The sequence below is a fragment of the Achromobacter sp. 1L-A-4-B-C2 genome, assembly GCF_057291955.1.
Genome location: NZ_JBXAWP010000002.1, coordinates 475,467 through 502,213 on the forward strand (window position 1 = coordinate 475,467; position 26,747 = coordinate 502,213).

At 66.1% G+C, this 26,747-nt stretch carries 22 protein-coding genes; 9 read left to right on the plus strand and 13 right to left on the minus strand.

Annotated features, from left to right (window positions below; translation table 11 throughout):
- Nucleotides 1-97 precede the first annotated feature (97 nt).
- From AC0Z35_RS09570 to AC0Z35_RS09590, 5 genes are all read left to right on the plus strand, one after another.
- Nucleotides 98-1,588, plus strand: coding sequence for an amino acid permease (locus tag AC0Z35_RS09570; RefSeq protein WP_104143849.1), 1,491 nt, complete (start codon nt 98-100; stop codon nt 1,586-1,588).
- Between the two features lie 105 nt (nt 1,589-1,693).
- Nucleotides 1,694-2,398 carry a translesion DNA synthesis-associated protein ImuA gene (gene imuA / locus AC0Z35_RS09575; protein ID WP_046807200.1) on the plus strand — a complete coding sequence of 235 codons (705 nt, stop codon included), beginning with the start codon at nt 1,694-1,696 and terminating at the stop codon, nt 2,396-2,398.
- Nucleotides 2,328-3,797 (plus strand): Y-family DNA polymerase, encoded by a 1,470-nt coding sequence (locus tag AC0Z35_RS09580; RefSeq protein WP_104143847.1) that lies wholly within the window; start codon nt 2,328-2,330, stop codon nt 3,795-3,797. Before imuA ends, AC0Z35_RS09580 begins: the two co-directional genes overlap by 71 nt.
- A gap of 10 nt (nt 3,798-3,807) precedes the next feature.
- The gene (locus AC0Z35_RS09585) at nt 3,808-7,047 is read left to right on the plus strand and encodes an error-prone DNA polymerase (RefSeq protein WP_485131838.1); all 3,240 of its coding nucleotides are present in this window, start codon (nt 3,808-3,810) and stop codon (nt 7,045-7,047) included.
- 157 nt (nt 7,048-7,204) lie between these two features.
- On the plus strand, nt 7,205-7,618 hold the full coding sequence (locus AC0Z35_RS09590) for an I78 family peptidase inhibitor (protein ID WP_046807203.1): 414 nt from the start codon (nt 7,205-7,207) through the stop codon (nt 7,616-7,618).
- Nucleotides 7,619-7,701: 83 nt separating this feature from the next.
- Here the strand turns inward: AC0Z35_RS09590 and AC0Z35_RS09595 are convergent, their stop codons facing one another.
- The 10 genes from AC0Z35_RS09595 to AC0Z35_RS09640 form a co-directional block, all read right to left on the minus strand.
- A complete protein-coding gene (locus AC0Z35_RS09595) occupies nt 7,702-8,661 on the minus strand; it encodes a LysR family transcriptional regulator (protein ID WP_104143846.1) in 960 nt (319 codons plus the stop codon).
- Between the two features lie 34 nt (nt 8,662-8,695).
- Nucleotides 8,696-9,430, minus strand: a complete 735-nt coding sequence (locus AC0Z35_RS09600; RefSeq protein ID WP_104143844.1) for an amino acid ABC transporter ATP-binding protein — start codon at nt 9,428-9,430, stop codon at nt 8,696-8,698.
- Nucleotides 9,431-9,441: 11 nt separating this feature from the next.
- Entirely contained in the window at nt 9,442-10,131 is a 690-nt protein-coding gene (locus AC0Z35_RS09605; RefSeq protein ID WP_046807205.1) for an amino acid ABC transporter permease, read from the minus strand.
- A complete protein-coding gene (locus AC0Z35_RS09610) occupies nt 10,124-10,813 on the minus strand; it encodes an amino acid ABC transporter permease (protein ID WP_046807206.1) in 690 nt (229 codons plus the stop codon). Before AC0Z35_RS09610 ends, AC0Z35_RS09605 begins: the two co-directional genes overlap by 8 nt.
- Before the next feature lie 31 nt (nt 10,814-10,844).
- On the minus strand, nt 10,845-11,666 hold the full coding sequence (locus AC0Z35_RS09615) for an ABC transporter substrate-binding protein (RefSeq protein WP_485131839.1): 822 nt from the start codon (nt 11,664-11,666) through the stop codon (nt 10,845-10,847).
- Between the two features lie 39 nt (nt 11,667-11,705).
- Entirely contained in the window at nt 11,706-12,908 is a 1,203-nt protein-coding gene (locus AC0Z35_RS09620) for an aminotransferase class I/II-fold pyridoxal phosphate-dependent enzyme (protein WP_485131840.1), read from the minus strand.
- Nucleotides 12,905-13,585, minus strand: coding sequence for an RraA family protein (locus AC0Z35_RS09625; protein WP_046807208.1), 681 nt, complete (start codon nt 13,583-13,585; stop codon nt 12,905-12,907). Before AC0Z35_RS09625 ends, AC0Z35_RS09620 begins: the two co-directional genes overlap by 4 nt.
- Nucleotides 13,586-13,754: 169 nt before the next feature.
- Entirely contained in the window at nt 13,755-14,639 is an 885-nt protein-coding gene (locus AC0Z35_RS09630; protein WP_046807231.1) for a ParB N-terminal domain-containing protein, read from the minus strand.
- Between the two features lie 32 nt (nt 14,640-14,671).
- A complete protein-coding gene (locus AC0Z35_RS09635) occupies nt 14,672-15,283 on the minus strand; it encodes an LON peptidase substrate-binding domain-containing protein (RefSeq protein ID WP_485131841.1) in 612 nt (203 codons plus the stop codon).
- A 9-nt stretch (nt 15,284-15,292) separates the two neighbouring features.
- On the minus strand, nt 15,293-15,700 hold the full coding sequence (locus AC0Z35_RS09640; RefSeq protein ID WP_046807210.1) for a carboxymuconolactone decarboxylase family protein: 408 nt from the start codon (nt 15,698-15,700) through the stop codon (nt 15,293-15,295).
- A 148-nt stretch (nt 15,701-15,848) separates the two neighbouring features.
- Between AC0Z35_RS09640 and AC0Z35_RS09645 the strand changes: the two genes are divergently transcribed.
- Nucleotides 15,849-16,277, plus strand: coding sequence for a VOC family protein (locus AC0Z35_RS09645; protein WP_046807211.1), 429 nt, complete (start codon nt 15,849-15,851; stop codon nt 16,275-16,277).
- A 215-nt stretch (nt 16,278-16,492) separates the two neighbouring features.
- Entirely contained in the window at nt 16,493-17,674 is a 1,182-nt protein-coding gene (locus tag AC0Z35_RS09650; RefSeq protein WP_485131842.1) for a low temperature requirement protein A, read from the plus strand.
- 85 nt (nt 17,675-17,759) lie between these two features.
- Here the strand turns inward: AC0Z35_RS09650 and AC0Z35_RS09655 are convergent, their stop codons facing one another.
- Nucleotides 17,760-18,671, minus strand: a complete 912-nt coding sequence (locus AC0Z35_RS09655; RefSeq protein WP_485131843.1) for an IclR family transcriptional regulator — start codon at nt 18,669-18,671, stop codon at nt 17,760-17,762.
- Nucleotides 18,672-18,886: 215 nt separating this feature from the next.
- On the opposite strand from AC0Z35_RS09655, the gene AC0Z35_RS09660 reads away from it, so the two are divergent.
- Both AC0Z35_RS09660 and AC0Z35_RS09665 read left to right on the plus strand, forming a co-directional pair.
- The gene (locus AC0Z35_RS09660) at nt 18,887-20,524 is read left to right on the plus strand and encodes a GMC family oxidoreductase (RefSeq protein ID WP_485131844.1); all 1,638 of its coding nucleotides are present in this window, start codon (nt 18,887-18,889) and stop codon (nt 20,522-20,524) included.
- Nucleotides 20,525-20,668: 144 nt separating this feature from the next.
- On the plus strand, nt 20,669-22,009 hold the full coding sequence (locus AC0Z35_RS09665; protein ID WP_120155324.1) for an MFS transporter: 1,341 nt from the start codon (nt 20,669-20,671) through the stop codon (nt 22,007-22,009).
- Nucleotides 22,010-22,058: 49 nt separating this feature from the next.
- Here AC0Z35_RS09665 and AC0Z35_RS09670 read toward each other — a convergent pair whose 3' ends face one another.
- Nucleotides 22,059-23,564, minus strand: coding sequence for an efflux transporter outer membrane subunit (locus AC0Z35_RS09670; protein ID WP_485131845.1), 1,506 nt, complete (start codon nt 23,562-23,564; stop codon nt 22,059-22,061).
- Between the two features lie 5 nt (nt 23,565-23,569).
- Nucleotides 23,570-26,719 (minus strand): efflux RND transporter permease subunit, encoded by a 3,150-nt coding sequence (locus AC0Z35_RS09675; protein WP_219992389.1) that lies wholly within the window; start codon nt 26,717-26,719, stop codon nt 23,570-23,572.
- Nucleotides 26,720-26,747 lie beyond the last annotated feature (28 nt).

The window sequence follows — 26,747 nt, forward strand, 5'->3', positions numbered from 1 at the left end:
CTGCCTGGTCGCCTGGCTGCCTGGTCGCCACCAGCGTGACCAGACCCCGCCCACCCCTTGCCTGAATGCCGCCACGGCGGCCCCTTGACCCCCTGCAATGCAAACACAAACCCCCGATTCTGGCGCGACTCCCGCTAGCCGGAATCAGCTGCACCGCGTGCTCAAGGCGCGCCACCTGACGATGATAGCGCTGGGCGGAGCCATCGGCACCGGCCTGTTCGTGGCCTCGGGCGCGGCCATCGCGCAAGCCGGGCCGGGCGGCGCCCTGCTCGTCTACCTGGTGATCGGCCTGATGGTCTACTTCATCATGACCAGCCTGGGCGAGCTTGCCACCTTCATGCCGGTGTCCGGGTCGTTCTGCACCTATGCGTCGCGCTATGTAGACCCCGGCTTCGGCTTCGCGCTGGGATGGAATTTCTGGATCAGCTGGGCCACGGTCGTCGCCGTGGACGTGGTGGCCGCCCAATTGGTCATGGCGTACTGGCTGCCGGACACGCCGGGCTGGATATGGAGCGTGGCCTTTTTGGCACTGACCTTCGGGCTGAACGCGTTTTCGGCGCGCAGCTTCGGCGAGGCCGAATACTGGTTCGCCATCATCAAGGTGGTGGCGGTGCTGTGCTTTATCGCCGTCGGGCTGGGCATGCTGGTGGGCATCATCCACAGCGGCGATCAGGTCGGCCTGGTGAACTGGACCATCGGCGATGCGCCCTTCGTGGGCAACGCGGCCACTTGGGTCGGCGTGGCCATGGTGGTGGCCTATTCCTTCCAGGGCACCGAACTGGTGGGCGTGGCCGCCGGCGAATCCGAAAACCCGCGCCGCAACGTGCCGCGCGCCATCAACAACGTGTTCTGGCGCATCCTGCTTTTCTATGTGCTGGCCATTCTGATCATCGGCCTGCTGCTGCCCTATACCGACCCGCAACTGCTGCGCAACGAAGTGGAAGACATTGCCGTCAGCCCCTTCACGCTGGTGTTCCAGCATGCCGGCCTGCTGTCGGCCGCCACCGTGATGAACGCGGTGATCCTGACGTCGGTGCTGTCGGCCGGCAATTCGGGCATGTACGCCGCCACCCGCATGCTGTTCAACATGGCGGCCGAGGGCCAGGCGCCCGCGCTGTTCAAGCGGCTGACGCCTGGCGGCGTGCCGCTATACGCGCTGCTGGCCACCACGGCACTGGCCTGCCTGTGCCTGTTCAGCGTGGTCTACAGCCCCAAGGCCGTCTATATCTGGCTGCTGAATTTTGCGGGCATGACGGAATTCATCGTCTGGTTAAGCATCGCGATCAGCCATTACCGCTTTCGCCGGGGCTACGTGCGGCACGGCTACGACACGGCCGACCTGCCCTACAAGGCCGGCCTGTTCCCGTTTGGGCCGGTGCTGGCCTTTGTGCTGTGCCTGGTGGTGACGCTGGGCCAGAACTACCAGGCGTTCTTGCAGGATCGCATCGACTGGATCGGGGTGGTGTCCACGTATCTGGCCATTCCGCTGTTCCTGGCGCTGTGGATCGGGCATCGCGTGGTGAAGAAATCGCGCTGGGTGCGCTACGGCGACATGCGCTTTTACGGGCTGGATCTGGATCGGGGATAGGCCTGGCCGGACGGACCGACACCCGAAAAGGGTGACAAAAGGGCAGCAAAGGGATCACCGAAGGGCGACAAAAAGGAAGCTACAATACTGTATATTCATACAGTAATGATGACTCCTGAACGCATCCATCCCGCGTTGTGGCGCGCCACCCAGTTGGCTAAAGGCGCCGCGCGCAACCTGCCTACCGGGCACGCTTCGCTTTCCGCCGAGCTGCCGGACGGCGGCTGGCCGCTGGGGTCTCTTATCGAACTGTTGACGCCGCATCCGGGCGTGGGCGAAATCCGCCTGCTGCGCCCGGCGCTGGCCCAGCTGGAAACGCGCCGCCCCATTGCGCTGGTCCAGCCGCCGCACGTGCCCCACATCGCCAGCTGGATGAGCTGGCGGCTGGACCCCCGGCAATTGCTGTGGGTGGCGCCGCAAAAACCCGTCGACACCCTGTGGGCAACGGAACAAATCCTGAAAAACGGCAGTTGCGGCGCCCTGATCTGCTGGTTGCCGCACGTGCGCCCCGAATCCCTGCGCCGCCTGCATCTGGCGGCCCAGGCCAGCGACCTGCTGTTCATTGCCATCCGCCCGGCCAGCGCCGCGCAAAACGCCACCCCCGCCCCGTTGCGGCTGGCGCTTGCGCCGGCCCCGGGCGGTTTATCCGTTCATATTCTGAAGCGCCGGGGGCCTGTCTGCGACACCCCGCTGTACGTGGGCCTGGAGCCCGGCGCGCTTACGCCGTCTTCTCCCCGCCATGCGCCTCTGGATCGCCGCCTTCCTGCGCTGCCTGCCGCTGGACGTACTACGCCCGCACTGGCCGCATGAGGGGCACGCGTTCGCCGTCCTGGACCAGGAACGCGTTGCCGCCCTCACCCCCGCCGCCCGCCAGGCCGGCGTCAAACCGGGCATGCGCCGCGCCGGCGCGGCCGTTATCGCCCCCCAGGTCGAGCTCTTGCCCCGCCAGCCCCAAGCCGAAGCCGACACCCTGCACGGCGCGGCGCTGGCGCTGCTGCAATACACCCCTGAAATTGCCCTGGGCGATGCCGACACCGTGCTGTTGAACGTGGGCGCCAGCCTGATGTTCTTTGGCGGCCCGCGCGCGCTTGCCCGGCGCATACGCGCCACCCTGCAAGCGCTGGACCTGCGCGTGTCGCTGGGCATGGCGCCCACGGCCCGGGGCGCCTGGCTGCTGGCGCATCGGGCCGGCCGCCGCATGCCCCGGCGCACGCTCACCCTGCCCACGCTGGCCCGCCGGCTGGACGCCCTGCCAGTGGCGCTGCTGCCCCAGGCGCAGGCGCGGCTGGACTGGCTGGGCGACATCGGCTGCCATACCCTGGCCGACCTGCGCGCCCTGCCGCGCGCCGGCCTGCAACGGCGCAGCGCGCCCGACCTTCTGCCGGCCCTGGACGCCGCCTATGGCCAGGCGCCCGAACTGTATCGCTGGATCGAACCGCCCAACCAGTTTTCCCGGCGCATCGAACTCATGGACTACGTCGAGCACACCGACGCCGTGCTGGCAGTGGCGCGCCGCCTGGCCGAGCAGCTGGGCGGCTGGCTTACCGCCCGGCAACTGGCGGTGCGCCGCGTGGTGCTCTGCATGGAACACGAACGCGGCCGCCATGCCCGCCCGCCCACCGAACTGGAACTGGCGCTGGCGCAACCGGTCTGGCAGGCGCCGCAGATCTTGCACCTGCTGCGCGAAAAGCTGAACCACGTCACGCTGGAAGCGCCCGTCATCGCCGTATCGCTGCTGGCGCCCGACACCGTGGAACAGCCCGCCGTCAGCACCACCTTGTTTCCCGAGCCCGGCGGCACTGCGGCCGACCACGCCCGGCTGCTGGATCTGCTGGTGGCCCGGCTGGGTCGCGACCAGGTGCGCCATGCCCATCCCACGCCCGACCACCGCCCCGAAGCCGCCAATTCCTGGGGCGATGCGCTGGCCACCCCGCGCCCGCCCCAGCCCCTGCCGCCCTTGCTTGACCGCCCCTTCTGGCTGCTGGAAACGCCGCTGGCCTTGAAGCTGTCGGGTCATCGCCCCCAGTACGGCGGCCAGCCGCTGCGGCTGGTGCGCGGGCCGGAACGCATCGAAAGCGGCTGGTGGGACCCGGCCCTGACCGTGCGCGATTACTTCGTTGCCGAAGACGCGGCGGCGGCGCGCTACTGGATCTACCGCGAACGCGACGCCGAACACGCGCGCTGGTTCCTGCACGGGCTGTACGCTTAAGGCCGGCCCCATGCAAGACGATCCCTACGACCCGTCCGACCCGGCCGACCCCGCTGCGTTAGCCACCCTGCCCGGCTACGCCGAGCTGCAATGCCAGTCGAACTTTTCCTTCCTGCAAGGCGCCTCGCACCCGGAAGAACTGGTCGCGCGCGCGGCGGAACTCGGCTACGCCGCGCTGGCGCTGACCGACGAATGCTCGCTGGCCGGCGTGGTTCGCGCCCACATGGAGGCCAAGACCCAGAAGCTGCCGCTGATCATCGGCGCCACGTTCCAGCTGCGCGCCGCGCCCGACGCCGCCCCGCTGGGCCTGACCCTGCTGGCGCAAACCCGCGAAGGCTACGGCAACCTGTCCGAACTCATCACGCTGGCCCGCACCCGCGCCCCCAAGGGCGAATACCAGCTGGCCCCCGAAGACCTGACCCACCCGCCCAAGGGCTACGAACACCTGCGCCAGTTACCCGAATGCCTGGCCATCCTGACGCCCGCCTACGGCACCGACGCCGACCGCCTGGCCGAGCAGGCGCGCTGGCTGGCACGCGTGTTTGCCAACCGCGCCTGGGTCGGCTTGAACCTGCTGTACCGGTCGCGCGACGACCAGCACCGCGCCGCCGTCGAACACGCCGCCCGCCAGGCCGAGCTGCCCGTCGTAGCGGTGGGCCAGGTGCAGATGCATGTGCGGTCGCGCAAGCCCCTGCACGACACGCTGGCCGGCATCCGCACCCGCCAGACCGTCGCCCAGTGCGGCTACGAATTGTCCGAAAATGCCGAGCAGCATCTGCGCACCCGCATGCGCCTGGCCAACCTGTATCCGCCCGACGCGCTGGCGCAGACCCTGGTGGTGGCGCGCCGCTGCGCGTTTTCGCTGGACGAACTGCGCTACGAATACCCCGACGAGGTCGTGCCGCCCGGCCACACGCCCGCCTCTTATCTGCGCCAGGAAACCCTGGCCGGCGCCGCCCGCCGCTTTCCTGCCGGCGTCCCGGAAAACGTCGAAGCCCAGATCGAAAAAGAACTCGACCTGATCGGCGAGCTGCACTACGAAGCGTATTTCCTGACCGTCTACGACATCGTCCAGTACGCGCGCAGCCAGGGCATCCTGTGCCAGGGCCGGGGGTCCGCCGCCAACTCCGCCGTCTGTTATTGCCTGGGCATCACCGCCGTCGATCCGGCCCGAGGCAACAACCTGTTTGAACGTTTCATCAGCAAGGAACGCAACGAACCTCCCGACATCGACGTGGACTTCGAACACCAGCGCCGCGAAGAAGTCATCCAGTACATCTACGACAAATACGGACGCGACCGCGCCGCCCTGACCGCCGTGGTCATTTCGTACCGGCCGCGCAGTGTGCTGCGCGACACCGGCAGCGCACTGGGCGTGGACCTGGGCGTCATCGACGCGGTGGCGCGCGCCCATCAATGGTGGGACGGCAAAAAGGAAATGCTGCGCACGCTGGGCACCTGCGGGCTGGACCCGGAATCGCGCGTGGCGCGGCAATGGGCGTCGCTGGCGCAAACCATGATGGGCTTTCCACGCCACCTGTCGCAGCACCCCGGCGGCTTTGTGATTTCACGCGGCAAGCTGTCGCGGCTGGTGCCCATTGAAAACGCCGCCATGCAGGACCGCAGCGTCGTGCAATGGGACAAAGACGACCTGGACGCGCTGAAACTGCTGAAAGTGGACGTGCTGGCGCTGGGCATGCTGTCCGCCCTGCGCCGCACGCTGGAACTGGCCGGCCAGCGCCGGGGCCGGCCGCTGGCGCTGCAAGACATACCCGAAGGCGACGAAGCCACCTACGACATGATCTGCGAGGCCGACACGGTGGGCGTGTTCCAGATCGAATCACGCGCGCAGATGACGATGCTGCCCCGCCTGCGCCCGCGCAAATACTACGACCTGGTCGTGCAAGTGGCCATCGTGCGCCCCGGCCCGATCCAGGGCGGCATGGTCCACCCCTACCTGCGCCGCCGCCAGGGCAAGGAAGCCGAAACCTATCCCAGCGAGAAGGTCCGAGGCGTGCTCAGCCGCACCATGGGCGTGCCCATCTTCCAGGAACAGGTGATGCAGATTGCCGTGGTGGCCGCCGGCTTCACCCCGGGCGAGGCCGACCAGTTGCGCCGCTCCATGGCCGCCTGGAAACGCAAGGGCGGCGTGGACAAATTCCGCATCAAGCTGGTGGGTGGCCTGCTGGCGCACGGCTACAAGCTGGAATTCGCCGAAGCGCTGTTCCGGCAGGTCGAGGGGTTTGGCGAATACGGGTTCCCGGAAAGCCATGCCGCCAGCTTCGCCCTGCTGGCGTACTTCAGTTCCTGGCTCAAGCGCCACGAACCCGAGGCCTTCCTGGCCGCCCTGCTCAATTCCCAACCCATGGGGTTCTACGCCCCCGCCCAACTGGTGCAGGACGCCCGCCGCCACGGCGTCTGTGTGCTGCCCGCCGACGTCACCGTCAGCGGCTGGGAATCCGCGCTGGAAGCCCTGCCCGCCGACCACCCCGGCGCCCGGCGCCGCCCCCGCCCGCATTCGCCGCCTGCCGACCAGGCGCGCCCGGCCGTGCGGCTGGGTCTGAACCTGCTGCAAGGCATGCGCGAAGACGCCGCCCGGCGCATCGAACAGGCGCGCGCACAGGCGCCCTTTGCCGACACCGGCGACCTGGCCCGCCGCGCCACCCTGAACCGCCACGACCTGAACGTGCTGGCCGCCGGCGACGCGCTGCGCACGCTGGCCGGCCACCGCCGCCAAGCCAGCTGGGAAGCCGCCGCCAGCGTACAAAGCCGCGACCTGCTGCGCGACGCCGCCATCGTCGAAACGCAGGCCCCCCAGCTGTCGGCCCCGTCCGAAAGCCAGACCGTGGCCGCCGATTACCGCAGCCTGGGCCTGACGCTGCACAGCCACCCGGTCGCGCTGCTACGCCCCCAACTGGCCGCTCGCAACTTCCAACCCGCCGAGGTCCTGAACGGCTACCCCGACAAACGCGTCGCCCGCGCCTGCGGCATCGTCACCGTGCGCCAACGGCCACAAACCTCCAAGGGCGTCATCTTCGTAACCCTGGAAGACGAAACCGGCCCCGTCAACGTCGTCGTCCGCCCCGACCTGATCGAACGCCAACGCCGCGAACTACTCGGGGCCAAACTGCTGGGCGTCTACGGCACCTGGCAAAGCGTCGACGGCATCCGCCACCTGATCGCCCAACGCCTGGTGGACCTGTCCGACCTGCTGGGCGGCCTGGCGGCGCATAGCCGGAATTTTCATTGACGTCACGCGCTTGTCAAGTTCCCGAATCGGCATGCCCACGGGGCAAACCAACGCCAAAACCGATCAGATTTCAGGTGCTCGCTGATCCCTGATTACAGCGCGCCAAGGCTGGTCTATCATGGCTTTTTCGTCGTCGAGTAGTTGTAAGGAGCTTTACATGATCCGCAAGCTGATCCCTTTCCTTCTGATTGCCAGCCTGACCGCATGCGCCAATACCGGGACGTCTTCGTCCGGCGCGTCGTCGGCATCCAGCTCCTCCAGCGCGTCTTCCTCTTCCGGCGCATCCAGCGCGTCCGGTGGCTCTACTTTCGGCGGCTCATCCTATGGCGGGTCGGCAGGCGGCTCGGCCATGCCGGGCTACGGCACCAAGACTTGCGATGCGGCCGCGCTGCAATCGCAGATCGGCCAAAAGGCCACGACCTCTACCATGGAAGACCTGCGTACCCGCAGCGGCAGCAGCACGGCGCGCATTTTGCGCCCCGGTCAACTCGTGACCATGGAATACAACGCCACCCGCTTGAACCTGATCGTGGATGACAAAGACGTCATGACCGCGATTCGCTGCGGCTGATCCGGCGGCATCCAAGGCAAGACGGCGCCGGCCGTCGCGCCCATCCCCGTCCCATTCCGCCATCCCCGCCCCGGCAGGCCGCCTCAGGCCGCGGGCGGCGTGGGTGGCACGTGGGGCAGGAATGCCCCCGCCACTTCGAACGCGCATTCCTCGCGCGCAATGTCGATCACCCGCGACACAATCGGGTTGACGATGTTTTTCTTGTGCACCGCGTAGTAATTGATCGTGGGCAGATCGGGCTGCACATTCAACTGGCACAGCGCGCCGCGCTCGACCAGCGGCGCAAAGTAGGCGCCAGGCAGATAGCTGATGCCCAGCCCCAGCATCGTCAACTGCGCCATCATCCCCAGGCTGTTGCAGGTCAACACCCGCTTGACGGGCAAGCCCTGTTCCGCGAACCAGGCGTCATACAGATGCGACAGCGCGGAATTGGTCGGCTGCGAAATCACCGGATACGGCGCCAGGTCCTGGGGTGACAAGCGCGCCTGGAAATCAATGTCCAGCGCGGGGCTGGCCATCCAGACGTTGGTGACGGCGCCCAGGTGCGTGCAGTCGTATTGGTAGCTCCAGAAAGGCCCCGGCATGATGGCCAGGTCCAACTGGTCTTGTTCCAGCCGTTCGTACAGCGTGATGCCACCGTCGATCTCGGGCATCAGCTGCACGCGCGGATAGCGCTGGCTGATCTGGTTGATCAGCCGCGCCAGCCAGGTCATGCCGACCAGTTCGGTCACGCCCAGCCGCACCACGCCTTCGAAACTGGCGGGGTCGGCCATGTTCTGCACGATGCGGCTGTTCAGGTCCAGCATCTCGCGCGCCAGTTCGAACAGCTTGCGGCCTTGCGGCGTCATCACCAGTTTCTTGGCGCGCCGCTCGAACAAGGGCGAGCCCGCAAACGCTTCGAGTTCGCCCACCCGCTTGGCCACCGCCGATTGGGTCGTGTGCAGTTTTCGGGAAGATGCGCTGAAGCTGCCCAGTTCGGAGCTCCAGTAAAAAGCCTCTAGCTGTTTAAGGGTGTACATCGCGGCGGTCGAGGCGAAACGCATGGAAACCCTCACATTACCATCGCGGCAGGCGGCGCTAGCCGCGCGGATGCAGGATGTCGGCCAGGAAGCGCTGCGCGCGCGGATGCGACGGCGCGCTGAAAAAGCGCTCGGGCGTGTCGACCTCCAGGATCTCGCCGCCATCCATGAAAACGACGCGGTCGCAGACGTCGCGCGCGAAACCCATTTCATGTGTCACGCAGACCATCGTCATGCCGTCCTTGGCCAGGCCCTTCATCACCTGCAACACCTCGCCCACCATTTCCGGGTCCAGCGCGCTGGTCGGCTCGTCGAACAACATCACCGGCGGCTGCAACGCCAACGCACGGGCAATCGCCACGCGTTGCTGCTGACCGCCCGACAGCGAACCCGGATAGGCATCGATCTTGTTCAACAACCCGACCCGTTCCAGCAAGGCACGCGCCAGTTCCACCGCCTGCTTGCGTGGCTGCTTGCGGATGTTGACCGGCGCGAAGATCACGTTTTCCAGTACGCTCATGTGCGGAAACAGGTTGAACTGCTGAAACACGAAACCGATCTTCTGGCGCAGCGCATTCAAGTTGGCGCCCTTTTGGTAGATGTCGGCCCCATCGATCAGGATGCGGCCTTTTTCGATGGGTTCCAGCCGGTTCACCGTGCGGATCATCGTCGACTTGCCCGAACCCGACGGCCCGCACACCACCAGCACTTCACCACGCGCCACCGACAGGTCGACATCCTTGAGCACGTGATGTTCGCCATACCACTTGTTCACTTTTTCAAGCTTGATCATGATTCTTTCCGTTAAGCCATGGCGCGCGAGCGGCGGATATGCAGGTCCAGCCAGCTCAAGCCGCGGCTCAGGCTGAAGCACACCAGGAAATAGATGATGGCCAGGATGCCGAACACTTGCAGCGGCTGCGTCAGCACCAGGTTGTTGATCTGGTTGGCGGCAAACGTCAGTTCATTGACGCTGATGACGTAGCCCAGCGACGTTTCCTTGATCGTGGACACGAACTGACTGGTCATGCTGGGCAACACGTTAAACAGCGCCTGCGGCAGCACCACCTTGCGCATCGTGGTCCAGTAACCCACGCCCAGCGACCGGGACGCCTCGATCTGGCCGCGCGGCACCGCCTCGATGCCCGACCGGATCACCTCCGACAGATAGGCGCTTTCGTAGACGACCAGCGCAAAAATCAGCGTCCAGAAACCGCTGACCACCTGCCCCGTCAGCTTGGGCACCACGAAGTACGCCCAGAAGATCAGCATCAGCAGCGGCATGCCGCGCACCATGTTGACCAGCGCCTTGCTGGCTACGCGCAGCGCGCCGAACGGGCTGACGCGGGCCAGCGCAATCAGCAGCGCCAGCGGCAAGGACATCAGCAGCCCCAGCGCCGCCAGGATCAGCGTCAGCGCCAGACCGCCCAGGGGCCCGTTGGGGTATTGGCCGACCAGCAGCGTCGGCCAGTATTGCGACAGCAGATCAAGCACCGTGGCCTCCGCGATTCAAACGATAACGGGCGTAGATGCGCGACCCCACCGCCATGATCAGGAACGATCCCAGCAGGTACATGATCGTTGCCGCACCGAAGGTGGCGAAGGTGCGATAGGTTTCGTTTTCGATCTCGCGCGCCTGGTAGGTCAGCTCCATCACGCCGATCGCCATCGCGACGCTGGTGTTCTTGAACAGCAGCAACGCGCGGCCGACCAAGGGCGGAATGGAAATGCGCAGCGCCTGCGGCACGATCACGAAGCGCATGCATTGCAGGTAGCTCGCGCCCAGCGCGCGCGCCGCCTCGAACTGCGTCCACGGTATGGCGCGCAGGCCGCTGCGGATGTCCTCGGCGATGTACGCGGCCGAGCCCAGCGCCAGCGCAATCGCCGCCAGCGACATCTCGGCGTTGTGATCGTAGAGCCACATTCGCAGCCCTTCGGGCAGCAGCTCGGGCATGCCGAAATACCAGAACAATACCTGCACCAACAGCGGCACGTTGCGGTGGTATTCGACATACGCGTCCACCACCCAGCGGCACGGCGCCAGGTTGGTGGCGCGCACCACCACCAGCGTCACCGCGATGGCGAAGGCCATGACCCACGCAACGAAGAACAGTTGCACGGTGACCACCATGCCGCTGAACAGCAGCTGGTATTGGGAAGCGTCTAGCAGGCTCATAAAGCGTCGGCCCCTGGCGGTTGCGCGGGCATCAGCCGGCGATGGGGCCGATCTTGAAACCGCGCTCCAGCTTGTAGGGGGTGGTCGGGCCGAACCACTTGTCGAACAGCTTGGCGGCCGCGCCCGAGCTTTCGGCTTCGTCCAGGGCCTGGTTCACCGTTTGCAGCATGCGCGGCTCGGACTTGCGCACGCCCAGGCCCCAGGGTTCGTCGAACACCGACTTGGCAATCACGCTGACGGGCGCCGTGGGCGGGCTTTGCAGCACCAGCCGCACCAGCACCAGTTCAGAGGCAAACTGCGCGTCCACCTTCTTTTGCTGCAAGGCCAGATACGTGGCCGAACTGTCGCCATAACCAATCACCTGCGACTTGTTCAGGATGCGCTTGATCTCGCGTTCCGAGCTGGAACCCTTGGTGGCGCCGATGCGGCGGCCGTTCAGCGCGTCAATCGAATCAAAGCCCGAATCCTTGCGCACCAGCAGCTTTTGCGGGCTGACGTAGTAGGCGTGGCTGAACGCGATCTGTTCGGCGCGATCCGGCGAATAACCCAGGTTGGCGGCCAGGATGTCCACGCGCCCTTCGTTCAGCTCCGGCACGCGCGCCGCCACCGATAGCAGCTTGTAGCTGATCTTCACGCCCAGCTTGTCGGCAACCAGTTTGCACACGTCCACGTCATAGCCCACCAACTGGCGCGTGGCGCCGTCCTGGAAGCTGAACGGCTGCGACGTGCCCAGCGTGCCGCAAACCAGTTCGCCGCGCGCCTTGATGTCCTCGACCTGATCTGCTTGCGCGGCAGCGCCGACGGCCAACGTGGCCAGGCCCAGGCAAGCTGCAAAAAAAGTATGACGTTTCATGGATGATTCCCCTTGTATGTTGTGTTGGTCAAACGGCATTCACGACAGCTTGGCGCAGGCCTCGCGGATCGCGGCACATCCTTGCTTGATATCGTCCATCGATGCCGCGAACGACAAACGGAACGTGCCCGGCGCGCCATAGGCGTTGCCGTCGATCACGGCCACGCCCGCTTCGCGCAGCAGGTAATGCGTCAAGTCGGTGTCGGTGGCGATCACCTCGCCCGAGGGCGTCTTCTTGCCCAGCAGGCCCGAGCAATCCGGGAACACATAGAACGCGCCTTGCGGCACCACGATGGTCAGCCCCGGCGCGCCGGACAGCTCGGCCACGGCCAGGTCGCGGCGTTGCTGGAAGATGCGCGCAAATTCCGCCACACAATCCTGCGGACCGGACAGCGCTTCCAGCGCCGCCGCCTGGCTGACGGACGACGCGCCGGACGTGCTTTGCGATTGCAGTATCGCCATCGCCTTGATCAATTCGTCGGGCCCGGCGCCATAGCCGATGCGCCAGCCCGTCATGGCGTACGCCTTGGACACGCCGTTGACCACCAGCGTGCGGTCAGCCAGCTCGGGCGCCACCTGCAACGGATGCACCGTGGGCTCGCCCGTGAAATTCAGGCGGGCGTAGATGTCGTCCGTCATCAACCACACGTGCGGATGGCGCTTGAGCACATCGGTCAGCCCGCGCAATTCCTCGGCGGTATAGACCGACCCCGTGGGGTTGCTGGGCGCGTTCATCATCAGCCACTTGGTGCGCGGCGTGATGGCGGCTTCCAGCGCCTGCGGCGTGACCTTGTAGTCCGACGCGGGAGACGTCGTCACCGCCACCGGCACGCCGCCATTGACCAGCACCATATCCGGGTAAGACACCCAGAACGGCGCGGGAATCAGAACCTCGTCGCCGTCATTGAGCGTGGCGGCCAGGCCGTTGAAAATCACTTGCTTGGCGCCGGTACTGACGATGATCCGCGCCACGGGATAGTCCACGCCGGTCGCATCCAGCAACTGCGCGCGCGCGGCCCGGCGCAACGCCACGGTGCCCTGCGCGGGCGGGTACTTGGTTTCGCCCCGGTTCATCGCGGCCGTGGCCGCCTGGCGGATATGTTCGGGCGTTGAAAAATCAGGCTCGCCTATGGTCAGGTCGATGATGCGGCGGCCCTGTTCGCGCAGCTGCGCAATGATGGCGCGCGCGGCAACGCTGGGCGACAGCTTGATGCGCTTGATGCGGTCGGCAATGATGCTCATTGTGCACCCCCGGTTTTTTCAAGAATGGTCTTGGCCAACCAGGGTTTGGTGTACGTGCCCGCGCGCAGCTTTTCCTTGGCGACGGCTTCGTCGGCTTCTTTCTTTTGCGCCAATGCCAGCACGGCGGCCGCGTGTTCGGCGGGAATTACCACCACGCCATCGGCATCGCCCACGACGACATCCCCGGCGTGAACGACCTGCCCGCCGACCGATACCGCCACATTGATTTCGCCCGGGCCGTCCTTGTAGGGGCCTTTGTGCGCAACGCCGCGCGCAAAGCAGCCAAATTCACCCTGGCCGAAGACGTCCACATCGCGCACCGCGCCGTCGATGACAAAGCCAGCGATGCCGCGCGACTGCGCATCCATCATCATCAGTTCGCCGACCAGCGCGTTGCTGGTGTCGCCGGCGCCATCGACCACGATGACGTCGCCTGCCCCGCCCATGGAAATTGCCTGATGGATCATCAGGTTATCGCCCGGCCGCGTCTTCACGGTCAGCGCCAGGCCGACCATGCGGCGCGTGCCGCCGTGCATCGGACGCAAGTCCGCCACGCCGTAAAGGCGGTTCATGCAGTCGCTGATCTGGGCCGAGCCGATATCGGCAAAGCCGGCCAGTACGTCGGCGGCCACGGCCGGGGCCGACCGGGAAAGAATGCGAAATCCGATGGGAGTCATAAGAAAGTCGATGGGGGTGGATGCGTCTAGCGGTTAAGCGAATACGCATTACAAGGCCCCGGCCGCCTTTCCTCAAAACGATATAAATTCCCAGCCGACCACGAATTTTTTTCTTATATCCGGACGTTAAGGGTTATCCCTTCCCCTGATCAACCCGGGCCAATCCCCGTCAATCATCCCCGCCATTGCTGGCGCCCCGCGCCTCGGACAGCGCGATCGTCAGGTGCATGACCTTCTTTTTCAGCTGATCGCGTTCTTCGGTCACGCGCGCCAACACCCCGCGCAGGCGGGCCACTTCGGCGGGCAGATCCGCGATGTGCTCGATGGGGACTTCGGGCGGGGCTTCGCGCGGCGGCGGGGCCTTGGCCAGACGCACTTCGCGGGCGGCCTGTTGCAGCTCTTTCTTGCCGCCGGCCACCGCTGCGGCCTGACGCTCGGGCGGCAACGAGGCCACCGCCGCCGCCGCGTTGATCGAAATGGCGCCCTCTTTCACGGCGCGCACCAGTTCGGGCGCGGCGTCCTTCTGGATTTTTTCGATCTGGCCCAGCGTATTGCTGCTGATGCGCGCGGCGCGCGCCAATGCCTGGCGGCTGGGCACGGGCGGCGTCCACGAGATATTGGGCGGCAGGCGCGGCGCGCCATCCACGCTGGGCGGCGCGTCGGATTCGTCCCAAGGCGGGGACCCGTCCTCCGCTTCGCCTTCCGGCGGCGTCGCGGCTTCCGGCGGCGTGCGCGCCAGCAGGATTTCTTTTTTGCGCAGCGCCAGCACGCCGCGCTGGAAGTCCGACACGCTGCGTCGGCCCAGGTGGTTTTCAATCATCCACAGGTGCACGTCTTCCATCGACTTGAACGTGGTGTTCTGACGCGTCTGAAATTCGATGCCGTGCTTCTTGCACAAGGCATAACGGTTGTGGCCGTCCACCAGCAGGTCGCCCCACAGCACCAGCGCATCGCGGCAGCCCTCGGCAAGCAGGCTGCGCTCCAGTGCCTCGTGCTCGTCTTCGGTCAAAGGGTCTATATAGGCGCGTAGGCCCTCGTCAATCCTGATTTCCATGGTGTCCAATTGGTTTATCTTGCCAAGCAGTGCTACGTCAGCCCCTGGCCACGCAGCAGATCCTGAACCGCCGCCAGCCGTGCCACCGGGTCCGCAAGGCCCAGCAGCCGGGCCTTGTCGTCCGGCGGCAAGGGCAGCAGTTCGCACCAGCGATCCGCCACCCAGCCGCTGTCGTCCAGCCGGAACGGCGGCGCAAGCGGCATCCTGTCTGGCGGCACGCCCTCTTGCTGCCATTGCGCCACCAGCCGGCCCAAGGCATCGGCGCTGGGCTGCATGGACGCCGGCACGGGCGTGGGCGGGTCGTCGGCGATGGGCTCGGTCTGGCCCATCCACAGGCCGTATTTTGCCACCTTGCTGGACAACAGCCGGAACCGGCTGCCGCCAATACAGCGCACTTGCAGCAACGCGGGCATGGGCGCCTCCCACGCCACCACGCGCGCCAGCGTGCCGACCGGCGCCAGGGTCTCAACGCCCTCTGGCGAACGCACTTCATTGCCGGCCAGCAAACCCACCACGCCAAACTCGCTGCCCTCCGCGATGCAGCGGCGGATCATATCCAGATAGCGCACCTCGAAGATGCGCAGGTGCAGCACGCCGGCGGGAAACAGCGCGTTGGATAAGGGAAACAGCGGAATCAGCGCCATGGCCGGCTCCTATTTGATGTCGAAGGCGGCGTCCACCGGCACCTGCATGGCCGTCACCATGGCGTTGGTCTGCGCCGCCATGCCGATCACCGCCAGCAGTTCGGCGTGCTGGCCGGGGGTCATTCCCTTGGCCTTGGCCGACGCCGTATGCGAATGCACGCAGTAAGAGCAGCCGTTGGCCGTGGACACGGCAATGTAGATCATCTCGCGCACGAGCGGCGGCAGTTCGCCCTCGGCGACCATGACCTGTTTAAGTTGCGACCACACGCGCTGCAATTGCGCCGGGTCGTTGGCCAGCGCGCGCCAGAAGTTGTTCACGAAGTCCGACTTGCGCGTGGATCGGATGTCTTCAAACACCGCCCATGCTTCGGGGCTTTTGCGGACCTCGTCGTCCGTCAGCAGTTTTACCGTGCTCATGTCGCCATTCCTTTATGAAGCCGCCCGGCATCCTTCCCAACCGGCTACAGTGCGTAGGTTGCCGGGCCGTGCGGTATTGCGGGTCGGGCCTTCCATCATAGTGCGACGGCGTTTCTTGCAGCTGTCCGCCGTAGAACCAGGAACCATCATGCCCCAGCTATCCGCCTATCTCAGCTTTGACGGCAACTGCGCCGACGCCATGCGCTTTTACGAGCGTGTGCTGGGCGGACGCCTTGACGCCCTGATCCGCTACGCCGACGCGCCCGCCGATGCCGCCATGCCCGCCCTGTCCCCCGAGGACGCCGACCGCATCATGGTCGCCCGGCTGGCGCTGGACGAGCAGACGCTGCTGGGCAGCGACGCCACCAGCGGCCACCCGTACACAGGCAAGAAAGGCATGGCGCTGGCGCTGCTGTACCCGACAGTGTCGGATGCCCAGCGGGTATTTGACCAACTGGCCGAAGGCGGCAACGTAACCATGCCGCTGCAAAAAACGTTCTGGGCCGAGGCATACGGCGCGCTGGTGGACCGCTACGGTACGCGCTGGATGGTCAGCGGCGGCAAGATGACGCACTGATCCGCAGCGGCGCGCGGGCGGACGCACCGGCGCACGGACGCGCGAAGGCACCCGTACGCCGGCACCGACGCCATGATCCTGGCCACAGGACCGCCGGGTCGCCGGGTCGCCGGGCCGCCGGGCCGCCGGCCGGGGCCGCCTTTGATAAGTTTTGCAATTGCCCGCCGAGCCTTGCAGTACTCTGGCAGCGCGCCTTTTTACAGGAAGCGCCCGCCATGACTTTTCTAGCCAGCGCCACGCTGCTTCGCCGCCGAGACGGCCATGAAGCCCGCGTCACCTTCGTCGAGCTGTTCTTTGACCTGGTCTACGTCTTTGCCGTCACCCAGCTCTCGCACAGCCTGCTGCATGACCTGACCTTGATGGGCGCGGTGCACGCGCTGGTGCTGTGGTTCGCCGTCTGGCTGGGATGGCAGTACACGTGCTGGGTCACCAACTGGTTCGACCCCGACGCCATCCCCATGCGCGTCATGCTGTTCGCGGTGATGCTGGTCGGCCTGATCGCCGCCGCCGTGCTGCCCGACGCGTTCGGCGAAAACGGGCTGATCTTCGCCATCTGCTATGCCATGATCCAGGTCGGGCGCACGGTGTTCATCGTGCTGCACCTGGGGCGCAACCATCCGCTGGCCGACAACTTCCGCCGCATGCTGGGCTGGCTGTGCATCTCGGCGGTGTTGTGGATCGCGGGCGGCCTGGCGTCCGGCGAAGCGCGCCTGGTGCTGTGGATAGTGGCCGTGGCCTGCGAATATATTTCGCCCATGTTCGGGTTCCGCCTGCCCGGCCTGGGGCGCTCTTACACCAGCGACTGGACCATCGAGGGCGGCCATATTGCCGAACGCTGCCAGCTGTTCGTCATCGTGGCGCTGGGCGAAACGTTGTTGATCACGGGCGCCACGCTGGGCGACCGTGGCCATTGGGACATCCCCACGCTGATCGCGCTGCTGGCCGCCTTCCTGGGAACGGCGGCCATGTGGTGGGTGTATTTCGACACCAGCAGCAAGGACGGCAGCCACGCCATCGTGCATTCCAGCGACCCGGGCCGCATGGGCGCCATCTTTCACTATGTGCACGTGATTTTGATCGCGGGCGTGATCGTGTCGGCGGTGGCCAACGAATTGGTCATCCTGCACCCCGATGGCCGCATCACCACGCCAGCGGCCGCCGCATTGCTGGGCGGGCCGGCGCTGTACCTGCTGGGCAACGGCATCTACAAGACGGTGGTGTACGCGCGCTTTCCGTTATCGCACCTGGCCGGGCTGGTATTGCTGGCGGTGCTGGCGCCGGTGTCTACCGTTACCGACAACCTGATGGTGGGCGGGCTGACCACGCTGATCATGGTGCTGGTGGCCGTGTGGGAAAGCGTGTCGCGGCGCCGGGCGGCCTCGCCCGTCACCGTGTAGCCGTCCAGCGCGCAAGCATCGAAGGGCCTTGCGACGGGGCTGTCGCCGCACAGACCCGCGCGTCCACCGATGCCGCAACGCAGCGTCACACGCCCGGGCGATGCAGCGCCAGCACCTCGTGCAGCGACTGCGCCGCGCGTTGCAGCACCGGCACGGCGCGCAGCAAGTCATCCAGCATCACGCGCGCCGTGGGCGCGTGGCAGGCCACCGCCGCCACCACGCGGTCCTCGGCGTCTCTTATCGGCACCGCCACCGCGCTCATGCCGCGCACGAATTCCTCGTTATCGATGCCGATGCCGCGCGCGGCCAGGCGCTCCAGTTCCTCGTCCAGCTTCGTCGGGTCCGTGAAGGTGCGCGGCGTGTTGCGCGTCAGCGGCAGCCGCGCCAGCACCCGGCCTCGTTCCAGCCGGCTCATTGACGCCAGAAACAGCTTGCCGCTGGCGGTGCAGTGCATCGGCACATGGCTGCCCACCGCGAAGAACAGCCGCAGGGGCTCCGACGTTTCCACGCGTTCCATATAGACCACGCGGTCGCCGTCAGGCGCGGTCAAGTTGCAGGTTTCGCCAAGCGTGCCCACCAGCTGCGCCAGCACGGCACGGCAGGCTCGGGTGAACGCCGAGGCGCTCAGCGTGGCCAGCGCCAGCGATGTGGCTTGCGGCCCCGGCACATAGCCCTGCTCGGTCGGCGTGGCCGCCACGAAGCCGGCGCGCTGCATCGCCGCCAGCAAGCGCATCAAGGTGGTCTTGGGCATGTCCAGCCGCTGTGCCAGCTGCGCCAACGTGGGCGGATGCTGGGCGCGCGCAAGATGGTCCAGCACCAGCAACGCCCGTAACGAGCGTGCTGCCTCTTGCTGTTGATGTTGGTGCTGCTGTTGCTGGTGCCCGGACGCCGGCTGCCCGGACGCCGGATGCCCGGACGCCGGATGCCCGGACGCCGACGGCTCCGGCGCCGATGCTGCACTGCGATTTTGAAACCGAAGTTGCATGTTCCGTTCCATTTGTCCGCCCCCACGCGTGTTGTGCTTTGTTGTACGCGCCTGCTTCCTAGAATCGCCACAGATGACAGCCGGGTGCGCAACGCAAACCGGCCGCATCAAACCAGTATATAAGTGCGTCCCGCCGCGACAAGCAGGGAAAACGCGCCGTCACCATTGCTTGCGAACACGGTGACGTCAGTCGCGACGGCGATGCGACGACAGGGAGACAAGGCGATATGTCCGATACCGTGGATGTCATCGTGGTGGGCGCCGGCTCGGCCGGATGTGTGATGGCCAATCGGCTTAGCGCCAATGGCGCGCACGCCGTCTGCCTGCTGGAAGCGGGCCCCCGGGATACCTACCCGTGGATCCACATCCCCATCGGCTACGGCAAGACCATGTTCCACAAAGTGGTGAACTGGGGCTACTACACCGACCCCGATCCCAACATGCTGGGCCGGCGCATCTACTGGCCGCGCGGCCGCACGCTTGGCGGCTCCAGCGCAATCAACGGCCTGATCTACATTCGTGGCCAGCGTGCCGACTACGACGCCTGGCAACGCGCGGGCAACCCCGGCTGGGGCTGGGACGACTGCCTGCCCTACTTTCGCAAACTGGAAGACAACGACCTGGGCGCGGGGCCGACCCGGGGCGTGAACGGCCCCTTGAGCGCCACGTCCATCAAGACGCCCCACCCGCTGGTCGAAGCGATGATCGCCGCCGCGCGGACCATGGGCGTGCCCCCCGTGCAGGACTTCAACACGGGCGAGCAAGAAGGCGTGGGCTACTACCAGCTGACCACGCGGCGCGGCCGCCGCTGCTCCACCGCCGTGGCCTATCTGCGGCCCGCGCGGGACCGGCCCAATCTGCGCGTGGAAACCGGTGCGCATGCCATGGCCATCCTGTTCGAAGGCGGACGCGCCTGCGGGGTGCGATACCGGCAAGGCGGGCAAGTGCGCACGCTGCGCGCGAGGCGCGAAGTGGTGCTGTGCGCGGGCGCGCTGCAATCGCCCCAGCTGCTGCAACTGTCCGGCGTGGGCCCGGCCGCGCTGCTGCGCCAGTTCGGCATCCGCGTCGTGCGCGACCTGCCCGGCGTGGGCGAAAATCTGCAAGACCATCTTCAGATCCGCCTGATCTACGAAACCACCCGGCCCATCACCACCAACGACCAGCTGCGCAGCCTGCACGGGCGCGTGGGCATGGGCTTGCAATGGCTGCTGTTCCGAAGCGGCCCGCTGGCGGTCGGCATCAACCAGGGCGGACTGTTCTGCCGGGTCGACCCCGCCAGCCGCACGCCGGACACGCAGTACCACTTCGCCACCTTGTCCGCCGACATGGCCGGCGGCAAGGTGCACCCCTTTTCCGGATGCACGTATTCGGTCTGCCAGTTGCGCCCGTCATCGCGCGGTTACGTGCGGCTGCGCGCGGCCGACCCGTTCGAACCGCCCTCGATGCAACCCAACTACCTGTCCACGGAATTGGACCGCCGCATGACCGTGGCCGCCGTCAAGCATGCGCGGCTATTGGCGGCAACGGAACCGCTGGCGTCGCTGATGAAGCGCGAATTCCGGCCCGGCCCCAACGTACGCACCGACGACGAGATCCTGCATTTCTGCCGCGAATACGGCGCCACCATCTTTCACCCATCGGGCACCGCCAAGATGGGTCCGCGCAGCGACCCGCTGGCGGTGGTTGACGAACGCCTGCGCGTGCACGGCGTGCAGGGCCTGCGGGTGGTGGACTGTTCGGTGATGCCCACGCTGGTATCGGGCAACACCAACGCGCCCGTGGTGATGCTGGCCGAACGCGCGGCGGATTTCATGCTGGAGGATTTCAAGCTGGCGCGGCGGCGGGCGGATCTGGTCGCTGCTTGATGTACTGGCGACTTGCTGTACTGGCGGCTGATTTTGCGGCCGCGTGTTTTAAGCAATCAACAAGGATGTGAACGACGAACCTGAAGTCAGACCGGCACGCGGGCGACAACAGAAGCGCCCCCGCCTTCACCAAAGGAGACTGCAATGTCCAAGCAAAACGAAGCCGCGGTACGCAAGGTCGTCACCGCATCGTTGATCGGCGCCACCATCGAGTGGTACGACTTCTTTCTTTACGGTGTCGTGGCCGGCATCGTGTTCAACAAGCTGTACTTCCCCACGGGCGACCCGCTGGTATCCACCATGCTGGCCTACACCACCTTCGCGGTGGGCTTTGTGACGCGGCCGCTGGGCGGGCTGATCTTCGGACACTTTGGCGACCGCATCGGGCGCAAGAGCATGCTGGTGATGACGCTGATGATCATGGGCGTGTCCACCTTCCTGATCGGCCTGGTGCCCACCTACGAAACCATCGGGCTATGGGCGCCCATCCTGTTGCTGCTGCTGCGCGTGTTCCAGGGCATCGGCCTGGGCGGCGAATGGGGCGGCGCGGTGTTGATGGCCTATGAATACGCGCCACCGGGCAAAAAGGGCTTTTACGCCTCGCTGCCGCAGATCGGCCTGGCAATCGGCCTGTGCCTGGCCTCGGGCACCGTGGCGCTCTTGTCCACCTTGCTGACCGACGAACAGTTCATGGCCTGGGGCTGGCGCGTTGCCTTCCTGGCGTCCGCCGCCATGGTGATGGTGGGCATGTACATCCGGCTGAACATCAAGGAAACGCCCGAGTTCACGGCGGTAAAGGCCAACAATGCCGAAAGCCGCATTCCGTTTTTCGACATGCTCAAGCGTTACCCGGGCAACGTCTTCAAAGGCATGGGCGCGCGGTATATCGACGGCGTGTTCTTTAACGTGTTCGGCGTGTTTTCAATTTCGTACCTGACGCAAACCGTGCAGATCACGCGCACCGAGGCGCTGACGGGTGTGATGGCCGCGGCGCTGGTGATGTGCTTTTTCATTCCGTTCTTCGGCCGCCTGTCCGACCGCATCGGTCGCACCCGCGTGTACTTCTGGGGCTCGCTGATTACCGCGCTGGCGTCCTTCCCCGGCTTCTGGCTGATGCTGAACAGCCAGGGCAGCGTCATGCTGATCTGGCTGGCCATCATCATCCCGTTCGGCATCTTCTACGCCGCCGTGTACGGCCCCGAGGCAGCGCTGTTCTGCGAGCTGTTCGACGCCAAGGTCCGCTACACCGGGATTTCGTTCGTCTATCAGTTCTCGGGTATCTTCGCGTCCGGCATCACGCCCATCATCGCCACCGCGCTGCTCAAGACGGGCGGCGGGCAGCCGTGGCTGATCTGCCTGTACGTGCTGTTCGCCGGCGCGGTCTCGGCATGGTGCGCCTGGCTGATCGGACGCGGCAAGCCGGTGACCGAAGCCACCGGCAACACGGCGCCGCCGATTCCCGGCGCGGGATGGCGCAAGGCGTGAGGTCAGGCCGCCTGGGATACGGTCGACCCAGGCGGCCTGATTGCGTTGCCTACCGCACAGCGGGGTCGGCGCTGGTGGCCGCCGCCCCGCCGGCGCCGGCATGCGGCGCCTGCACGCCGGGCCAGCCGCCGCCCAGCGCCTTGAACAAGGTCGCCAGCGCAATCTGCCGCTGCGTGCTGATGTCGATGTACGTCAACTGGTCGGTGAAGGCGCTGCGCTGCGCATCCAGATAGCGCAGATGGCTGTCGACGCCGCCGCGATACCGCGCTTCAGACAAGCGCATCGCTTCCTGGCTGGACTCGGCCAAGGCGCGGCGCGACGCGGCCTCGCGTTGCAGGGTGTCGGTGGCGGCCAGGGCATCGGCCACTTCCTTGAATGCCGTCTGGATGGTGGCTTCGTACTTGGCCACCGCGATGTCCTTGCGCACCGTCGCCAGGTCCAGGTTGGCCACATTGCGCCCGCCCGAGAAGATCGGCAAGGTGATCTGCGGCATGAACGACCACGCGCGCTGCCCGCCGTCGAACAAGTTGGACAGATCCGCGCTGGACGAGCCGTACAGGCCGGTCAGCGTAATGCTGGGAAAGAACGCCGCGCGCGCCGCGCCGATGCTTGCATTGCGCGAACGCAGCTCGTGTTCGGCGGCCAGAATGTCCGGCCGGCGCTCCAGCAATTCGGACGGCGCGCCCGCCGCGATGTCCTGCACCAACACGTTGGACGTGGCCAGCTGCGCGGGCAGATACGGACGCAGGTCGTTCACGCCCACCAACAGGCCCAGCGCGTTGCCTGCCTGGCGCACTTCGCGTTCCATGCGCTCGCGTTCGGCGCGCGCCTGCTCGGTCAGGCCCAGCGCTTCCTGATAATCCAGCGCCGTGGCGGTGCCGGCTTCGCGCCGCTTGACGATCAGGTTGAGCGACGCCTCGCGGCTGGCCAGCGTTTGTTCGGTGACCTGCATCTTGCGCATCGCGCTGTCACGCGTCAGATACGCCTGGATCACCTCGGCCACCAGGCTGATGCGCGTGGCGTGCGCGGTTTCCTCGGTGGCCAGATACGTTTGCAGCGCCGCATCCGACAGGCTGCGCACACGGCCAAACAGGTCGATCTCGAACGAGGTCAGCCCGATGCCCGCCTGATAGCTGCTTTGCACGGCGGAACTGCCCGTGCTGTTCAGGTCGCCCGGCACCCGCTGGCGCGTGCCCGAGCCTTGCGCGTTGATACCCGGCAACCGGTCGGCGCGCTCGATGCGGTACTGCGCCCGGGCCGCTTCGATATTCAGCACCGCCTGGCGCAGGTCACGGTTGTTGTCCAATGCCAGGGCCACCAGATGCCGCAACGCATCGTCGGTGACGAAAGTCTGCCAATCCAGCGTGCCGGCGGCTGAGGGGGCGGCATTGGCCGAAGCTCCGTCCGATGCCTGGCCAGCCGGGTTCCCGTCAGCCGGGAACCGGGTCGGAATCGGCGCGTCCGGCCGTTGGTAGACCGGCGCCATCGAGCACCCGGCCAGCGCCGCCGTCAACAGCAGCGCGCCCAGGCTGCGGGGATAAAAAGTTTGCATCATCACGTTCACTCCTGGGTCGCGCGCTGGGCGGGCAAGGCGTCCGGGGCGGGCTGCCCACCTTTCTTGCGCAGCAGCGACAGCACCCAGACAAAGAAAATGGGCACGAAAATCACACCCAGCAAGGTGGCGGTCAGCATGCCGCCGATCACGCCCACGCCCAGGGCGCGCTGGCTGGCCGCGCCCGCACCGCTGGCCAGCGCCAGCGGCACCACGCCCAGGATGAACGCCAGCGACGTCATCACGATGGGGCGAAAGCGCAGCTTGGCGGCCTGGATGGCGGCGTCCGCCAGCGAGTGACCCTGTTCAAGCAGGCTCTTGGCAAACTCCACGATCAGGATCGCGTTCTTGGCCGCCAGACCGATGATGGTGATCAGGCCCACCTTGAAGTACACGTCGTTGGACATGCCCAGCACCGTCACCGCCAACACCGAACCCAGCGCGCCGATCGGCACGATCAGCATCACGGATGCCGGAATGGCCCAGCTTTCGTACAGCGCGACCATCAGCAGGAACACCACCAGGAACGCCAGCGCAAACAACATGGGCGCCTGCGCCCCGGCAAACTTTTCCTGATAGGACAAGCCCGTCCATTCGTAGCCGATGCCATTGGGCAATTCGGAAACGATCTTTTCAATGACGGCCATGGCCTCGCCCGTGCTGTGCCCCGGCATCGCGTCACCCGCGATCTTGAACGCCGGGTAGCCGTTGTAGCGGGAAATCTGCACCGGGCCATTTTCCCAATCGGTCTTGACGAAGGCCGACAAGGGCACCATGCCGCCCGACTTGTTCGGCACGTTCAGCATCAGGATGCTTTCGGGCGTCATGCGGTCGCGCACGTCGGCCTGCACCACCACGCGCTGCAAGCGCCCGGCGTTGGCAAAGTCGTTGACGGTGGCCGAGCCATACGCCGACGAGATCGCGGTGCTGATCGTGTCAAAACCCACGCCCAGCGCCTCGGCCTTCTGGCGGTCGATGTCCAGGCGCAACTGCGGCGCGTCGGCCAGGCCTTCCATCATGGCGTACGCGATAACAGGCGAACTGTTGGCCTTGGCCAGCAGCTGGTTGCGCGCATCGGTCAGCGCCTGGCGTCCCAGCCCGCCCCGGTCTTGCAGGCGCAGCGCAAAGCCGCCCGAATTACCCAGGCCGTCGATGGGCGGCGGGTTCACCGCCATGATCGAGCCGTCATCAATCGCCGCGAAGCGCTGGTTCACGCTTGCGGCCACATCGGACGCGGCTTGGCCCTTGCCGCGCTCGGACCAGTCCTTCAGCGTGGGAAAGGCAATGCCCGCGTTCTGGCCGGTGCCCGAAAAGCTGAAGCCCATCACGGTGAAGGCGTCGCCCATTGCGTCCAGCGACATCAGGTGCTGCTCGACGTCCGCCACGACCTTGTCGGTGCGCTTGTAGGTGGCGCCCGGGGGCAACTGCACGTCCACGATGACGTAGCCCTGGTCTTCGGCCGGCACGAAGGATTCCGGCACGCGCACATACAGCACGGCCAGCACCGCCACGATCGCGACGTAGATCACCATATAGCGGCCGGTGCGCTTGACCAGGCGCGAGTTCAAGGCTTCGAAGCGGCCGGTCAGGCGGTTGAACATGCGGTTGAAGCCGCCAAAGAAGCCCTTCTTTTCTTCGTGGTGCCCCTTGGGGATGGGCTTGAGGAACGTGGCGCACAGGGCGGGCGTAAAGGTCAGCGCCAAGAAGCCCGAGAACAGAATCGACACCGCCAACGACAGCGAAAACTGTTGGTAGATCACGCCGACCGAACCGCTCATGAAGGCCAGCGGCAGGAACACGGCGGACAACACCAACGTGATACCGACGATGGCGCCCGACACCTGCTCCATCGCCTTGATGGTGGCCTCACGCGGCGGCAGGCCCTCTTCGGCCATGATGCGTTCCACGTTTTCGACCACCACGATGGCGTCGTCCACCAGGATGCCGATGGCCAGCACCATGCCGAACATCGTCATCATGTTGACCGAGAAGCCCAGCACCGACATCACCGCGAACGTGCCCAGCAGGCACACCGGTACGACGATGGTGGGAATCAGCGTGTAGCGGAAATTCTGCAAGAACAGGAACATCACCAGGAACACCAGCACCATGGCTTCCAGCAAGGTGTGCACCACCTTGGTGATAGCCACGCTGACGAACTGCGACGTATCGAACGGCACCGAGAATTCAACGTCCTCGGGGAACGAGGCGGACAATTCCTGCAAGCGCGCCTTCACGGCCTTGACCGTGTCGATAGCGTTGGCGCCCGGGGCCAGCTGCACCGCCGCGCCCACCGACTTCTTGCCGTTCAAGCGGGTTTCAAAGTCATAGCTCTGGCGGCCGACTTCCAGCCGCGCCACGTCCGACAGATGCACCACCGAGCCGTCCGCGTTTGCGCGCAGCACAATGTTGCCGAACTCTTCCGGCGAATCCAGCATGCCCTTCACCGCCAGCGTGGCCGTCAGCTCTTGCTCCGGCGACCCCGGGCGGCTGCCAAAACTGCCGGCCGGCACCTGCACGTTTTGCGCCGCGATGGCCGCATTGACGTCCGCCACCGACAGGCCCACGCCCAGCAGCTTCTGCGGGTCGATCCACACGCGCATGGCCGCTTCGGCGCCAAAGAACTGCACCTTGCCCACGCCTTTGACACGGCGAATTTCGTTGTTGATGTGGCGCGCGGCGTAGTCGGACAAGCCCACCACGTCCTTGTGCGCGTCTTCGCCTTTGTACGTCAGGGCGTAGATCATCAGGAAGTTCGAGCTGGCCTGCTCCACCTGCAAGCCCTGCTGCGTTACCGCCGACGGCAGGCGCGCTTCGGCCTTCTTGATGCGGTTCTGCACGTCCACCTGCGCCAGGTCCGGGTCCATGCCCGGTTCGAAGGTCACGGTGATTTCAGCGCTGCCGCTGGAACTGCTGGACGACTCGTAATACAGCATGTTCTTGGCGCCGTTCAGCTCTTCTTCGATGACGCTGGTCACCGAATCGACCAGCACCGAAGCCGACGCGCCGGGATAGGTGGCGGCAATCGTCACCTGGGGTGGCGCCACCACCGGAAACTGCGAGACCGGCAGCGACGGAATCGCCAACAGGCCCGCCAGCGAAATGAAGATGGCCACCACCCATGCAAAATTGGGGCGGCCAATAAAAAACTTGGACATGATTTACCTTTGGGTATGCACGCGGGGC